13 protein-coding genes are annotated in these 14,416 nt (G+C 73.6%); 6 read left to right on the forward strand and 7 right to left on the reverse strand.

Features of this window, described 5'->3' with window-relative positions:
• Positions 1 to 34: 34 nt before the first annotated feature.
• From proB to IEY99_RS20735, 3 genes are read left to right on the forward strand one after another with little or no spacing between them, the layout of a single operon-like run.
• Positions 35 to 1,147, forward strand: coding sequence for a glutamate 5-kinase (gene proB, locus IEY99_RS20725; protein WP_189205573.1), 1,113 nt, complete (start codon positions 35 to 37; stop codon positions 1,145 to 1,147).
• A gap of 18 nt (positions 1,148 to 1,165) precedes the next feature.
• The gene (locus tag IEY99_RS20730) at positions 1,166 to 2,404 is read left to right on the forward strand and encodes a glutamate-5-semialdehyde dehydrogenase (RefSeq protein WP_189205576.1); all 1,239 of its coding nucleotides are present in this window, start codon (positions 1,166 to 1,168) and stop codon (positions 2,402 to 2,404) included.
• Positions 2,401 to 3,570 (forward strand): right-handed parallel beta-helix repeat-containing protein, encoded by a 1,170-nt coding sequence (locus tag IEY99_RS20735; protein WP_189205578.1) that lies wholly within the window; start codon positions 2,401 to 2,403, stop codon positions 3,568 to 3,570. The genes IEY99_RS20730 and IEY99_RS20735 overlap by 4 nt, the downstream gene beginning before the upstream one ends.
• A 15-nt stretch (positions 3,571 to 3,585) precedes the next feature.
• On the opposite strand, the gene IEY99_RS20740 is transcribed toward IEY99_RS20735, so the two are convergent.
• From IEY99_RS20740 to IEY99_RS20760, 5 genes are all read right to left on the reverse strand, one after another.
• Positions 3,586 to 4,392, reverse strand: coding sequence for a prenyltransferase/squalene oxidase repeat-containing protein (locus tag IEY99_RS20740; protein ID WP_189205580.1), 807 nt, complete (start codon positions 4,390 to 4,392; stop codon positions 3,586 to 3,588).
• A gap of 61 nt (positions 4,393 to 4,453) precedes the next feature.
• Positions 4,454 to 5,635 (reverse strand): adenylyltransferase/sulfurtransferase MoeZ, encoded by a 1,182-nt coding sequence (moeZ, locus tag IEY99_RS20745; protein WP_189205582.1) that lies wholly within the window; start codon positions 5,633 to 5,635, stop codon positions 4,454 to 4,456.
• Between the two features lie 110 nt (positions 5,636 to 5,745).
• Positions 5,746 to 6,639 carry a DUF3152 domain-containing protein gene (locus IEY99_RS20750; RefSeq protein ID WP_189205584.1) on the reverse strand — a complete coding sequence of 298 codons (894 nt, stop codon included), beginning with the start codon at positions 6,637 to 6,639 and terminating at the stop codon, positions 5,746 to 5,748.
• A 72-nt stretch (positions 6,640 to 6,711) separates the two neighbouring features.
• Positions 6,712 to 7,674, reverse strand: coding sequence for an alpha/beta fold hydrolase (locus IEY99_RS20755; protein WP_189205586.1), 963 nt, complete (start codon positions 7,672 to 7,674; stop codon positions 6,712 to 6,714).
• The gene (locus IEY99_RS20760; protein ID WP_189205588.1) at positions 7,671 to 10,088 is read right to left on the reverse strand and encodes a hypothetical protein; all 2,418 of its coding nucleotides are present in this window, start codon (positions 10,086 to 10,088) and stop codon (positions 7,671 to 7,673) included. The genes IEY99_RS20755 and IEY99_RS20760 overlap by 4 nt, the downstream gene beginning before the upstream one ends.
• 158 nt (positions 10,089 to 10,246) lie before the next feature.
• On the opposite strand from IEY99_RS20760, the gene IEY99_RS20765 reads away from it, so the two are divergent.
• The 3 genes from IEY99_RS20765 (at position 10,247) to IEY99_RS20775 (ending at position 13,320) form a co-directional block, all read left to right on the forward strand.
• Positions 10,247 to 10,909, forward strand: coding sequence for a TetR/AcrR family transcriptional regulator (locus tag IEY99_RS20765; protein ID WP_189205589.1), 663 nt, complete (start codon positions 10,247 to 10,249; stop codon positions 10,907 to 10,909).
• Between the two features lie 37 nt (positions 10,910 to 10,946).
• Complete coding sequence (locus IEY99_RS20770) at positions 10,947 to 11,171, forward strand: DUF3107 domain-containing protein (RefSeq protein ID WP_189205590.1); 225 nt, start codon at positions 10,947 to 10,949, stop codon at positions 11,169 to 11,171.
• A 358-nt stretch (positions 11,172 to 11,529) separates the two neighbouring features.
• Positions 11,530 to 13,320, forward strand: coding sequence for a DEAD/DEAH box helicase (locus IEY99_RS20775; protein WP_189205591.1), 1,791 nt, complete (start codon positions 11,530 to 11,532; stop codon positions 13,318 to 13,320).
• 58 nt (positions 13,321 to 13,378) lie between these two features.
• Here the strand turns inward: IEY99_RS20775 and IEY99_RS20780 are convergent, their stop codons facing one another.
• Together IEY99_RS20780 and IEY99_RS20785 are read right to left on the reverse strand one after the other, a co-directional pair.
• Positions 13,379 to 13,693, reverse strand: a complete 315-nt coding sequence (locus IEY99_RS20780) for a DUF2470 domain-containing protein (RefSeq protein WP_189205592.1) — start codon at positions 13,691 to 13,693, stop codon at positions 13,379 to 13,381.
• On the reverse strand, positions 13,690 to 14,343 hold the full coding sequence (locus IEY99_RS20785; RefSeq protein WP_189205593.1) for a biliverdin-producing heme oxygenase: 654 nt from the start codon (positions 14,341 to 14,343) through the stop codon (positions 13,690 to 13,692). The genes IEY99_RS20780 and IEY99_RS20785 overlap by 4 nt, the downstream gene beginning before the upstream one ends.
• Between the last annotated feature and the right edge of the window lie 73 nt (positions 14,344 to 14,416).

Below are 14,416 nucleotides of genomic sequence, written 5' to 3' on the forward strand. Positions count from 1 at the left end.
TGGCCCGCGGACCCCGGCGAGCAGAATGGTGCAGGTGCGCGAAGAGGTGACCGATGCCCGCCGCGTCGTGGTGAAGGTGGGTTCCTCCTCGCTGACCACGGCCGCCGGCGGGATCGACGAGCAGCGCGTCGACGCCCTGGTCGACGTGCTCGGCAGCCATGCCGCCCGGGGCCGGGAGGTCGTGCTGGTCTCCAGCGGCGCGATCGCCGCCGGGTTGGCCCCGCTCAAGCTGCGCCGGCGACCGCGCGACCTGGCGACCCAGCAGGCCGCGGCCTCGGTCGGCCAGGGCATGCTGATCGGACGGTACGCGGCCGGCTTCGCCCGGCACGGGCTGACCGTGGGCCAGGTGCTGCTCACCGTCGACGACGTGACCCGGCGGGCGCACTACCGCAACGCCTACCGGACGCTGCGCAAGCTGCTCGACCTCGGCGCGCTCCCGATCGTCAACGAGAACGACACCGTCGCCACCGACGAGATCCGGTTCGGCGACAACGACCGGCTCGCCGCGCTGGTCGCCGCGCTCGTCCAGGCCGACCTGCTCGTGCTGCTCTCCGACGTGGATGCCCTCTACACCGGCGACCCGGCGGACCCGGCGTCCCGGCGCGTCGGCGCCGTGCGCGACGACGCCGACCTGGCCGGCATCGCTGTCGGTGCCGCCGGCCGCGCCGGCGTCGGCACGGGTGGCATGGTGACCAAGGTCGAGGCCGCCCGGATCGCCACCGGCTTCGGCATCCCCGTGGTGCTGACCGCCGCGCCGCTGGCCGGACCGGCCCTGGACGGCGACGAGGTCGGCACGCTCTTCCACCCGGCCGCCCAACGGCCCGCCGCCAGGCTCTTCTGGCTGGCGCACGCGACCTCGCCGCGCGGGCGGCTGCACCTCGACCCCGGCGCCGTCGCCGCGGTGGTCGCCCGCCGCAAGTCGCTGCTGCCCGCCGGCATCACCGCGGTGGACGGCTCCTTCTCCGCCGGCGACCCCGTCGACCTGGTCGACGCCGGGTCGGGCGCCCCGATCGCCCGGGGGCTGGTGAACTACGACGCCGTCGAGCTCCCCGCCCTGCTCGGGCGCTCCACGCCGGAGCTGGCGGCGGCCCTCGGGCCGGGATATGAACGTGAGGTCGTGCACCGCGACGACCTGGTCCTCCTCTAGACCTCCCAGGAGCTCACCATGACTGTGCGTCAGCAGGCCGCCGAGGCCCGGGTCGCCGCCGTCGACCTCGCGGCCGCCACCCGTGCGGAGAAGGACGCCGCGCTGCGGCTGATGGCGGAACGTCTCGTCGGCCGTACGGACGACATCGTCGCCGCGAACGCGACCGACATCGGCAACGCCCGTACCGGTGGCCTGTCGGAGGCGATGGTCGACCGCCTGACCCTGACGCCGGAGCGGGTCGCGGCGATGGCCGACGGCCTGCGCCAGCTCGCCGCCCTGCCCGACCCCGTCGGCGACGTGGTCCGCGGCGCGACCCTCGCCAACGGCCTGGAGCTGCGCCAGGTCCGGGTGCCCTTCGGGGTCGTCGGCGTCATCTACGAGGGCCGCCCCAACGTGACGGCGGACGCGGCCGGCATCTGCCTGAAGTCCGGCAACGCGGCCCTGCTGCGCGGCTCGGGCTCGGCGATGAGCTCCAACGCGGCCATCGTCTCGGTGCTGCGCCAGGCCGTCGCGGACGCGGGCCTGCCGGCCAACGCCATCCAGCTCCTGGACGCGACGACCCGCGACTCGGTGAAGGAGCTGATGCGCGCCCGCGGCCTGGTCGACGTCCTCATCCCCCGCGGCGGCGCCTCCCTGATCAAGGCGGTCGTCGAGGAGTCCACGGTCCCGGTGATCGAGACCGGGGTGGGCAACTGCCACGTGTACGTCGACGAGGCCGCCGACCTGGAGAAGGCCCTCGGCGTGGTGCTGAACTCGAAGACCCAGCGCCTCTCGACCTGTAACACGGCCGAGTCGCTGCTCGTGCACTCGGCGCTGACCGAGTCGTTCCTTCCCCTGGTCGTCGAGGAACTGATCAACGCCGGCGTCACGGTCCACGGCGATCCCCGCGTGGCGGCCTTCGACGGCGTGGTCCCGGCGACCGAGGAGGACTGGGGCAAGGAGTACCTGTCGGCCGACATCTCGGTCGCGGTGGTCGACTCCCTGGACGACGCCCTCGACCACATCCGCCGCTACGGCACCGGCCACACGGAGGCGATCGTCAGCGAGAGCACGACGGCGGTCCGGCGCTTCGCGGCCCGGGTGGACGCCGCGGCGGTGATGATCAACGCGTCGACGCGCTTCACGGACGGCGGGGAGTTCGGCTTCGGGGCCGAGATCGGCATCAGCACCCAGAAGCTGCACGCCCGCGGCCCGATGGGCCTGCCGGAACTGACCTCGACGAAGTACATCGTCACGGGCAACGGTCACACCCGTTGACCGCCCGCAAGCGAACCGCGCTCCTGGCGGCTACCGCCGCGCTGGGGCTGGCCGCGAGCCCGGCCGCATTCGTGGCTCCCGCCGCAGCCGCGGAGGTCCAGACCGTCTACATGTCGCCGGCGGGCTCCGACAGCGCGCCGGGGACGACGCCGGCGGATGCGGTGCAGACCCTGGAACGGGTCGAGCAGATCGTGGCCGACGGGCCGGCCGACCGGGACGTCGAGGTGCGGATGGCGGGCGGCACGTACGTGGCGCCGCAGACCGTGTGGCAGACGTACCGGCCCGGGCACACGATCTCTTTCCTGCCGGTCGACTACACCATCGGCGGGGGCGCCGGATCGTTCTCCGCAAGGCCGGTGTTCCGCAACGCCACGTCCACCACCGCCGACCTCTACGCCGAGGGCTACTGGTTCTACGCCTGTCCCGGCGGTTCCCTGGCCGCGGGAGGCGCCTCCGGACTGCGCTTCTACTACCTGCGGGTGGAGTACTACGCCAGCGGCGCCATCTCTCTCGACGGCTCGCAGGGTTCCTGCGGCGGCGGGTACCAGCCGTCGTCCGGCCCCGGACGGCCCTCGGCGCGCGGCCTCAACGGCAACACCGTCTTCGGGATGACGTTCACCTCGCTCGGCAACACGTACACCGGCGGGAGCTGCGACCCCGGCGCCGCGGAGAGGCGGTGCGGATACGGAGGTGTGGTGCTCACCGAGTCGTCGGGCAACCGCATCAGCAACAACCACTTCCTGAACCTGCGCAACACCGAGAACAGCTTCATGCACGCCATCTACGTCACACACAAGAGCTCGTCCAACGTCTTCAGCCGCAACAACGTCACCGGGATCAGCAGCGGCCCGGTCAAGGTGCGCGACGCGAGCAACTACAACACCTTCGACGCCAACACCTTCGGCGCCAACGACTTCACCCGCTCCTCCACCCCGGGCCCGGCCCACTACCTGGAAGAGGTCAGCACGGACGCCGGCGCGGAGGAATGCTCCTCGTACCACAACCGGTTCACCAACAACGACCAAGGCACCTACCTGTCCGGCAGCACCGCGAATCTGCCCACCTGGCAGCTGAGCCCGCCGGGAGCGACCTACCCTGGACCCACCGGCTGCCCCGCCCTTCCCTCCGGCGAAACCAGGCTGACCACGGCCGGCAACTACTACTGACCGGCGACCTCCTGGTCAGCGGCAGGCGCGGATGGCGGTGAGGGTGGTGTTGACGTCGAAGACCGGGCCCTCGTCGCTGTCCCAGCCGCCGTCGGTACGTTGCGTCTCGCCCAGGCGTTTGCGGGCCGCGCGCAGCAGCCAGTCGTCGCCGAGGTCGACCCGGCGCAGCGCCGCCGCCAGGTTCGCCACGTGTGCCGGGGACATGTCGTCGAGGCGGTCGCCGAGCACGATCTGCATCCGGGCGGACTCGTAGAAGAACTCCTGGGCGTGCAGGAGCCCGGCGGCGTGCCAGCCGGTCGCCAGGAAGGACGGCCAGGTGCCGTCCGGGCGCAGGTGCGCGACGACGAAGCGGGCCGCGGCCGCGAGGTGACTCGCGAAACGGGCCGGTTGCCCGCGCCGGGCCTGGCTGTCGATCTCGGCGACGGTCATCCAGAAGCCGGCGACCGCGGTCAGGTAGAGCGTCGCCTCCGGATCGCCGGGCATCGCCCACGGCGGCGCCTCCGGGGCCAGCGAGGCGTCCTCCTGCCAGGTGCCGTCGCCGCGCTGGACGCCGGCCAGCCAGCTCAGCGCCCGCGCGGCCGCGCGGCCGTGCAGGCCGCCGAGGTCGTCGAGCTCGGCGAGGCGGAAACACGTCGCGTCGACCGAGGGCACCGTGCCGTCCGTGCCGGCCGGCCAGCCGCCCTCCGGGGTCTGGCCGTGCTCGATGCGCTCGACGGTGCCGGGCGCCGGCGAACTGCCGGTACGCAGGTAGGACAGCCTCGCCCGCTCGACCGGGTCGCCGTGGGCGACGACGTACCCGATCGCGGCATCCATATCGACCACGGCCGTGACGTTACCGCGGTCGCCCACCGGCGGGACAGGGTGAGCGACCGCGCGGACGATTTCAGTACGACGGCAGCGACGGGTCGACCGTGTTGACCCACGACACGATCCCGCCCTGCACGTGCACGGCGTCCTTGAAGCCGGCCGCCTTGAGCGCGGCGAGCGCCTCCGCCGAGCGCACGCCCGACTTGCAGTGCAGGACGATCTGCCGGTCCTGGGGGAAGCGGGAGAGGGCGTCGCCGGAGAGGATCTCGCCCTTGGGGATCAGCGTGGCGCCGGGGATCGAGACGATCTCGTACTCGGCCGGCTCGCGGACGTCGACCAGGAAGATGTCCTTGCCCGAGTCCTGCAGCTCCTTGAGCTCGCGGGCGGTGATCGTCGCGTCGAGGGTGGCCTCCTGCGCCTCGGCCGAGACCGCGCCGCAGAAGTCCTCGTAGTCCTCGAGCAGGTCGGTGACCGTCGGGTTGGCGCCGCAGAGCGCGCAGTCCGGGTCCTTGCGGACCTTGATCTTGCGGTACTCCATCTCCAGGGCGTCGTAGACCATCAGCTTGCCGACCAGCGGCTCGCCGATGCCCGTGATCAGCTTGATCGCCTCGTTGACCTGGATGGAGCCGATCGACGCGCAGAGCACGCCGAGCACGCCGCCCTCGGCGCAGGAGGGAACCATGCCGGGCGGCGGGGGCTCCGGGTAGAGGCAGCGGTAGCAGGGACCGTGCTCCGCCCAGAAGACCGAGGCCTGGCCGTCGAAGCGGTAGATCGAGCCCCAGACGTACGGCTTGCCGAGCAGCACCGCGGCGTCGTTGACCATGTAGCGGGTGGCGAAGTTGTCGGTGCCGTCGACGATGAGGTCGTACCCGCCGAAGATCTCCCTGACGTTGTCGCGGTCCAGCGCGGTGTTGTGGATGACCACGTTCACCAGGGGGTTGATCTCGCGGATACTCGCCGCGGCGGACTCGGCCTTGGGCCGGTCGACGTCGGACACGCCGTGGATGATCTGGCGCTGCAGGTTGGACTCGTCGACGGTGTCGAAGTCGACGATGCCGAGCGTGCCCACCCCGGCCGCGGCCAGGTAGAGCAGGGCCGGCGAGCCCAGGCCGCCGGCGCCGACCACGAGCACCTTGGCGTTCTTGAGCCGCTTCTGCCCGTCCATCCCCACGTCCGGGATGATCAGGTGACGGGAATAGCGGCGGATCTCATCGACGGACAGCTCGGCGGCCGGTTCGACGAGCGGGGGCAGTGACACGGTGAACTCCCCGGGTTGGCGGTAAGGTGCGCCACCATTCTTGCTCGTGGATCGCCGCCGCGGACATGACGAGGAACACCGGCCCGGCATGCGGGACGGGGAATTCGTCGTCACTCGGCGGCGTTGCCGGCGTACCGCCGCCCGTCGAGGTAGGGCCACGGGTTCGCGACGCAGCCCTGGAGGCCGTACGTCTGCTGCATCATGACCGGCGCCGGCCGTCCCTTACCGGGGCAGGCCTCGTGGCCGTGGCCGAGCTGGTGACCCACCTCGTGGTTGATCGCGTACGCGCGGTAGACCTCGACCGGCGCGCCGTAGCCCGGCACGGCGTCCCGCCACCGGTCCAGATTCATCACGACCCGCCCGGGCAGGCGGCAGGACGTGTATCCCTCGGTGTCGAGCCCACCGGTGGCGCACATCTTCTCGGACCGCTCCGCCGAGGCCAGGAAGATCGTGAACTCGGCGTCCACCGACGCCGGCACCCGCTGCAACCGGAGCCCGCCGCCGCCGATCCAGCTCCGCCGGTCGCCGAGGATCCGCTCCACCTCGGCGGCGAAGTCGTCACCGCGGGACGCCCCGAAGCTCTCCTCCACGGCGACCCGGAACCGCCGCAGCGTACCGCCGGTGCCGAGCACGGGCCCGTGCCCGGCGACGACGAGGAACCCGTCGGTGGTCACGGTCTGCTCCACAGGTTTTCCGGGTACGGGCCGGGCGACGCGCATCGGGCTCCCGGCCGGTGTCGCGGCGGGCGCCGCCGCTTCCCCACCGCCCGCGCCCCGGATGAGCTGGCCCACGACGAGGAATCCGGCGGCCAGCGCGAGGAGGAACACCGCCGTGGCACGGCGCCGCCTGCGGTACAGCCGCGCGGCCGGGGTGGCGCGGATCGCCGCGTGGGACTCGACGTCGGCCCGGCCCGCCGCGTACGCGTCGGCGGCGGCTCGCGAGGTGATCGTCGTAGCCGCCCGGATCACCGGAACACCGGCGGGACTCTTCGTCGCCCTTGCCATGACATACGCCAGCCTGCCAGAGGCCGGGGCGCGTCACAGCGGTTCGAGGAGACGTCAGACGGTCGGCCGACGTCAGACGTCTTCGTGGCGCCTGACGTCGTCGAGCAGTCCGACGATCGCGCGGGCGACCAGCCGCGGCACCTCCATCTGCGCGACGTGCCCCACGCCGGGCAGGAGCAGCAGCCGGCTGTCCGGGATCACCTTGGCGACCTGCGCGGGCACCCGCGCGTCGACCAGCTCGTCCTTCAGACCGCCGATGACCAGCGTCGGCGCGGCGATGCGGGCGGCCAGACGCCACTGCGAGTTCATTCCCGGCAGGTACGCCCGCAGGAAGCTCGACACCAGCCCGCGCAGCGTGCCCAGGTAGGCCTGCGGGTAGTGCGCGACCGTGTACCGGAGCTTGATCTCCTCCATCGCCTCGGCCCGGCGCTGGGCGCTGACCCTGGCGGTGTCGCCGAAGCAGGCAAGCAGCACCTGCTCGGCCATCTGCTCGGCGGTCAGCCGGGCCATGGCCCACGCGAGGATCCGGTCGGCCCGGGGCAGGGCGAGCAGCGGCAGCACACGCCCCTGCGCCGTACGCCGGGGATCCAGGAACGGCATCGCCGGGCTGATCAGGGTGAGGGTCCGGACCAGGTCGGGGCGCAGGGCGGCGACGCGTACGCAGATCGACCCGCCGAGTGAGTTGCCGACCAGATGGACCGGGCCGCGACCGGCGTGCTCCAGACAGCCGACGAGCCGGTCGGCGAAGGCGGCGATGGAGTAGCGCCGGCTCGGATCGCTGTAGCCGAAGCCGGGCAGGTCCACGGCCTGGCCGTCGAAGCGACCGGCGAGCAGCGCGGCGAGGTCGGTGAAGTTCTGCGACGAGCCGCCCAGCCCGTGCACGTAGACGGCCGGCTCGGCGCCGGGTGCCGTGGCGGGCGTGTCCCGTACGTGCAGCATCGTCCCGTCGATCGTGATCCGGCGGGCCGGCCACGGCGAGGGCACAGCCCCCTCCGGTGGCAGCGCGTCGTCCGCCGCGAGTTGCGCACCCTTCATCGGGACAAGAGTGCCTCGAGCCGCCGGTTGACGGCCGCGAGCGTGGCGCGCACCATCGCGTGCCGGTCGTCGCCGGCCACGACGGCCGAGCCGGCGAGCTGCTCCACCCAGCCGTCGGTGGCGAGCAGGACGACGACCACCGCGACCTGCGCCGATCCGAACGGTACGGCCGCCGCGTGCTCGACGAAGCACCTCGCCGGCCCGTCCGCATGGTCGGAGCGGGCAAGCAGCTCGTCCACCGCGTGCGCGGTCGCCATGGCGCAGAGCCGCAGCAGGTAGCCGTCGATCGCCGGGCCGGTGGCCTCGCCCGTCGCGGTCTGGCCGTCGGCCACCAGGCACACCCGCACGGTGGCCTCGGTGCCGAACGTGCCGACCTCGACCTTCTCGATCATCACGCGCGGGCCGGGGCGCTCGCCGGGTTCGAGCAGCGGGCGCGCCGGGGTGCCGTCCACGCCCGTGGGCACGGCCGCCGGGGCGCGCTCGGCCATGGGCTCGGCCGGCGTGGCCGGCGCGGGCCGGCCCGCGGGGTTGGGCTGGGCGGGCACGAACGGCACGGCCGGCGCCGGGGACTCCGCGGCGGGCGGCGCGGACGCCGGGCCGGTGACCGGCGGCAGCGGCCGGACCACCGGCGGCGCCGAGCGCGGGGCGGTCGACGGGCGGTCGGTCGGCGCCTGCTCGCCCGCATGCGACGCCGGCGGGCCGGAGAGCGGCGCCGACGGGCCGCCGCGGGTTTCGGACGGGCCGGTGAGCGATGCCGAGGAGCCGTCAAGCGCTCCGGACGGGCCGGACAGCGGCCCCGGCGGGCCGCCGAGGGATGCGGGCGGGCCGCCGAGGGATGCCGGTGGGCCGCCGAGGGATGCCGGTGGGCCGCCGAGGGATGCCGGTGGGCCGCCGAGGGATGCCGGTGGGCCGCCGAGGGATGCCGGTGGCGCCGAGCGCGGCGCCACCGGCGGCGTGGGCTGCGGCGGCACGCTCGGCGCGCCGAGCGGGGAGGCGCCCTGCATGGCGGCGTCCAGGCCCATCCGTTCCTGCAGGAGCCGGGCGACCTGGCGGCTCACCTCGGCCGGGTCGGCGCCCTCGGACAGGTCCAGCCGCAGGCTGTGCGCGCCGGCCGGGGTGGTGCGCAGGGCCGCGTCGCGGACGCCGCCCACCTCGCGGACCGCCTCCAGGATCGCGTTGACGTCGAAGCCCTCCTGGCGCTCCTGCGACGACAGCACGTCACCGCGACGCAGATGCGTCGCGATGCGGGCCAGCGCGGGGGTCTCGGCCGAGGGCTCCACGGACGGCGGCTCCGGGACGGTGGGCACGTCCGGCTGGGCCGGGACGCGCTGGGGCAGAGCGGAGTACGACGCCGCTCCCGCACCGCCGGGATCGCCGGCCGGCCGGGCCGGATACACCGGTTGGGGGGACTGGTAGGGCAACCGGCGCGGAAAGCTGGAGGGATCGTACGACGACCGGGTCACCCCTTGATCACCGGAGCGTCCCGCCTCGCCGGCCTCCTGCTCCGCCCGGCTCGGTCCCTCCGCGGGCGTCGACAGGGCGTGCCGCGCGGACTCCCGTTCGGCGCGGCGGCCGAACGTGGGGCGCGTGTCGTCCAGGTCTCCCTCGTACGGGTACGGCGGGGCGCTGGCCGGCGGGGCCGTCGGGCCGCCGCGCAGCTCGGCGCCCTGGCCGTGCGGGCTCACCAGCCCGGCCCCCTGGCCGTTGAGGCGCCGGAGCTCGCCCTCGGGAGCGCTGGAGCGCCGCAGTGAGGAGTCCTGGCCGTTCGCCCGCCGCGGCTCGGTCTCCTGACGGGCCGCGCGCAACGACTCGGCCTCCTGACGGCCAGCGCGCAACGACTCGGCCTCCTGACGGGCCGTGCGCCGCGGGTCCGTCTCCTGGCCGGTCGAGCGGAGCAGCTCGGGCGAGAGCGGGTCCGGGCGCGGGTGCGGGTTCGCGGCCCGGGGCGGCTGGTTCTGCCGGGGGTCGGCGCCGTTCGGCGACGGCTGGGAGACCAGATCCTGGTAGCGGGCTCGGCTGTCGGACCAGCGCGGCGCGCCGTTCTCGGTCCGCGACGGATCACCGGCCCGCGGCTGATCACCGGCCGGGGGCGGTACGGAAGCGGGCTGCGGCGCGGAGGGCGGTGCGGAGGCGGGCCGGGTGGGGTGGAACGACGGCGGGGGCGGCGGGGCGGCGAACGGCCGGATGTCACCCGGAGGAGGGTCAGCCGGAAGGGGACGCGGGCTGAAGGGACGGACGTCCGCGCCGGGCCGCCGCCAGGCCGGGATCTCGGCCTCCGGATCGAGTGCGGCGCCGGCATTCGACCACGGGCTCTCCCGCGCGGCCCAGCCGTTCAACAGGGTGCGGTCACGCGACTCGGCTCCGGAACCGCCGTCCGCGGTACCAGCGTCACCGGAATGCCCTGTTTCGTCCACCACGCGCTCCTCGCTTGCCCACCGCTGAGGCTACCGTGTGGTTGCAGTAGCGATAAGTTGCAGCGTCGCGACAATTGCCCGCCCGGAATGCGACAGACGACGAACCGGGCAATCCGCGTTCCTACGCGCGGTGGAACGAGCTCGGAGGTTTGACAGAGATGACCGCTGCGTCCGGCGGGGCTCAGACGGCAGGACGCCCCACGCGCCTGCCGCGCTCTGCGCGCCGCAAGCAACTGCTCGCTGCCGCGCAGGAGATCTTCGTGGCCCAGGGCTATCACGCCGCCGCCATGGACGAGATCGCGGAGCGGGCGGGCGTGTCCAAGCCCGTGCTCTACCAGCACTTCCCCGGCAAGCTCGAACTCTATCTCGCGCTGCTGGACACCCACTGCGACGCGATCATCGCCAAGGTACGCGGCGCCATGCTCGCCACGCCCGACAACAAGGAGCGGGTCAAGGGCGCCGTACGGGCGTACTTCGACTTCATGGACCACGAGAGCGAGGCCTTCCGGCTCGTCTTCGAGTCCGACCTGCGCAACGACCCCCAGGTGCGGGAGCGGGCCGAGCGCGTCGAGCAGGGGTGCATCGCCGCCATCACGGACACGGTCGTCAAGGACACCGGCCTGACCCTGCCGAAGGCCCAGCTGCTCGCCGCGGGTCTGGTCGGCGTCTCCGGCCAGGCCGCCCAGTACTGGCTCGCGACCGGCCGCCGGGTCGACAAGGACGAGGCGGAAGCGCTGGTCGCGGCCCTGGTGTGGCGGGGCATCGCCAGCTTCCCCTTGCAGGGTGAGTCATCGGCCGGAACAACTGCGGAAATCGGATAGCCTTCAGGGCGGAAGACTGCTGAGAGGGAGGGGACCCGTGGAGGTCAAGATCGGCGTGCAGTACGCCCCGCGCGAGCTGGTGCTGGAGAGCGCGCAGACGCCGGCCGAGGTCGAGCAGGTCGTGGCCGAGGCGATGGCCAAGGACAGCGTCCTGACCCTGACCGATGAGAAGGGCCGCAAGGTCATCGTCCCGATCGCCAAGGTGGCCTACGTGGAGATCGCCGAGAGCAGCACCCGCCCGTTCGGCTTCACCACCCGCTGACGTCCGACGGGCAGCGCCGTGATCAGGGGGCCCGCCGGGCCCCCTGACGCGTCTTCACCGTGGCCGTCACGCTCGGCCTGAGGTGCGAAATCTCTCCGTCAGGTAGACTTGCCGCGTCGCCGCCGACGTCGATCCGTTCGGCCGGTTCCATCCGGCCTGATCGACCCGGCCGATCGAGCGGCCTGATCGACCCGCCGGTTCCGCCCGGCCCGGGTCCGACCCGGCCGGTTCGGTTCGGCTGGTATCGCCGCGGCGACGCGCGTGCGGCCCGCGAGCTTCTCTCGCGTGTGGCCCGCGCCCTACCCAGACGCGCCCAGGACTTCGACGGGCGCACCACGAGAGGCACCCGTAGAACTCCATGACCGACATCTCGAACACCGACACCGCACCGACCCTGGAAGACGACGCCGAACCCGCCCTGGTCCCGGCCCTCACCCGCGCCCCCGTGCGCGCCGACAGCCCCACGTTCGCCGAGCTCGGCGTGCGCGCGGAGACCGTGGATGCGCTGGCGGCGGCCGGCATCACCCGGGCCTTCGCGATCCAGGAGTACGCCCTGCCGATCGCCCTGCGCGGCACCGACCTCATCGGCCAGGCGCCCACCGGCACCGGCAAGACCCTCGGCTTCGGCCTGCCCATCCTGGAGCGGGTCACCTCCCCCTCGGAAGGCGCGGACGGCAAGCCCCAGGCCCTGATCGTCGTGCCGACCCGCGAGCTGGGGCTGCAGGTGGCCCGCGACCTCGCCGCCGCCGGCGCCACCCGCGGCGTGCGGGTCCTGCCCATCTACGGCGGCGTGGCGTACGAGCCGCAGGTCGAGGCGCTCAAGAAGGGCGTCGAGATCCTGGTCGGCACCCCCGGCCGCCTGCTCGACCTCGCCAAGCAGAAGCAGCTCAAGCTGACCTCGATCAAGGCGCTCGTGCTGGACGAGGCCGACCGGATGCTCGACCTGGGCTTCCTCGAGGACGTCGAGAAGATCCTCGCCATGCTCCCCGAGCAGCGCCAGACGATGCTCTTCTCGGCCACCATGCCGGACCCGATCGTCGCGCTGTCGCGCCGCTTCCTGAGCCACCCGGTGACCATCCACGCGGGCCACACCGCCGACAGCGGCCCGTCCCCGCTGACCAAGCAGGTCGTCTACCGGACCCACCCGCTGAACAAGCTGGAGATGGTGGCGCGCATCCTGCAGGCCCGCGAGCGCGGTCTCACGATGATCTTCACCCGGACCAAGCGGGCGGCCGACCGGGTCGCCGAGGACCTGGACTTCCGCGGCTTCGCGGTCGCGGCCGTCCACGGCGACCTCGGTCAGGGCGCGCGGGAGCGGGCGCTGCGCGCCTTCCGTACGGGAAAGATCGACGTCCTGGTGGCGACCGACGTCGCCGCCCGCGGCCTCGACGTCTCCGGCGTCACGCACGTCATCAACTACGACTGCCCGGAGGACCCGGACACCTACACGCACCGCATCGGCCGCACCGGCCGCGCGGGCGCGACAGGCGTGGCCGTGACCTTCGTGGACTGGGAGGACATGCCCCGCTGGGCGCTCATCGACAAGTCGATGGGGCTCAGCATGCCGCAGCCTCCGGAGACGTACCACACCTCCGCGGCCCTCTACAGCGACCTGGACATCCCCAGCGACGTGTCCGGCACGCTGCCGACGGCGGAGCGCAGCCGCGCCGGGCTGGCGGCCGAGGTGGAGGAGGACCTGGGCGGCGGGCGGCGGCGTGGCCGCGAGTCCACCCGCCCGCGCTCCCGCAGCCGTTCCCGCGGACGCGACGACGACTCGACCTCCTCGACCTCGTCGTCCTCCTCGACCTCCTCGTCGGCGTCGTCCTCGTCGCCGGAGGAGGGGGCCGAGCGGCCGCGCCGGCAGCGTCGCCGGCGGCGCGCCGGGGAGACCGTCTCGGCGTCGGACGCTGTCTCCGCGCCCGACGCCGGCTCGGCGCCGGACGCGGCGCCCGCCGCCTCGCCCGTTCCGGCCTTCTCGGACGGCGACTCGGCGGCGTCGGCCGAAGCCACCGCTCGTCCCCGCCGCCGTCGTCGTCGGGGATCCGCCGGCTCGGGCGACGCCGAAGCTGCCGCCGGCTCCGGCGACGCCGCTGATGGCGGCGGGCAGATGAGTGGCGGTTCCGACGCGGGAGTCGGCACCGGATCCTGATCCGGACCTTCGACCGAGGGCGTCCCTTCTCCGGCGAGGTGGGACGCCCTTCGGCCACTCAGTGCCGGGGCTCGAGCCCCAGCACGGCGCAGGCCTCCTGGTACATGCGGACGGCCTCGCCACGAATCTGCCGCCGCTCGGTGAGCCGCTGCCGGAACGGGATCCGCACCGGCACGGCGACACCCCGCACCGTCGCCTCGAAGTCCATGCCGTCGGCATCCATCCCCGACATCCGCGCCGCGCTCGCCGCGCCGACGCCCCCGAGGCCCCGCACGATGAGCACGTTGTCCTCGGCATGATCGTCGTTCATGTGCCGGGCGACCTGCGCCACCACCTCGGGCGGGAACGTCGTGTCCTCCACGTGCCCGGTCATGCCCAGCGCTCCTTCAGCCCGGCCAGGACGGCGATGTTCAACCGGTACGCCTGCGAGACCTCGGCCAGCAGGAGCCGCTCCTCCTCCGGCGAGAAGGCGGCCGCGTCGAGCAGCTCGCGGTACCGGTTGCGGAACGCGGGCGGCGACACCCCCTCGAAGACGAAGAACCGGTGGCCGGCGCCGTCGAGCCCGTACGCCTTCGCGATGGCCGGACCGAGGTACTGGCCGCCGGATAGGTCACCGAGATAGCGCGTGTAGTGGTGGGCGACGAAACCCCACGGCTTGTCGAAGGCGACCTCCCGCAGGCGGGCGCAGTACTCGCGGGTGGCGGGAAGAGCCGCGGACCGCGGGCCGTTCGCCCCGGCGCCGGCCAGCTCGGCGAGGTCGTCGGTGAGCGCGGGCAGCCGGGTGAGCTCCGGGAACACGAAGGCCCCGGCCACCGGATCGCCGGCCATCGCCGTCGCCGCCTGCTCCAGCGTCTCGTAGATGTACCAGTGCTGGGCGGCCAGATCCGCGTACGCCGCCCGGGGCAGGGAGCCCGCGGCGAGGCGGTCGAGGAAGCCGCTGCCCTGGGCCTCGTCGTGCTCGGTCCGGGTCCCGGTCCGCAGCCGGACGGACAGTCGTTGCGTGGGAGGGTCGGCCAACGTCATCGCAGCACCTCCATGCCGTGGTTAGGGCAGCCTAACAAAATGCGGTCGGTTCGGGGCTCGACCGCGCTCCCGG

This window comes from Couchioplanes azureus (genome assembly GCF_014648355.1).
In the GTDB taxonomy this organism is placed as follows: domain Bacteria; phylum Actinomycetota; class Actinomycetes; order Mycobacteriales; family Micromonosporaceae; genus Actinoplanes; species Actinoplanes azureus.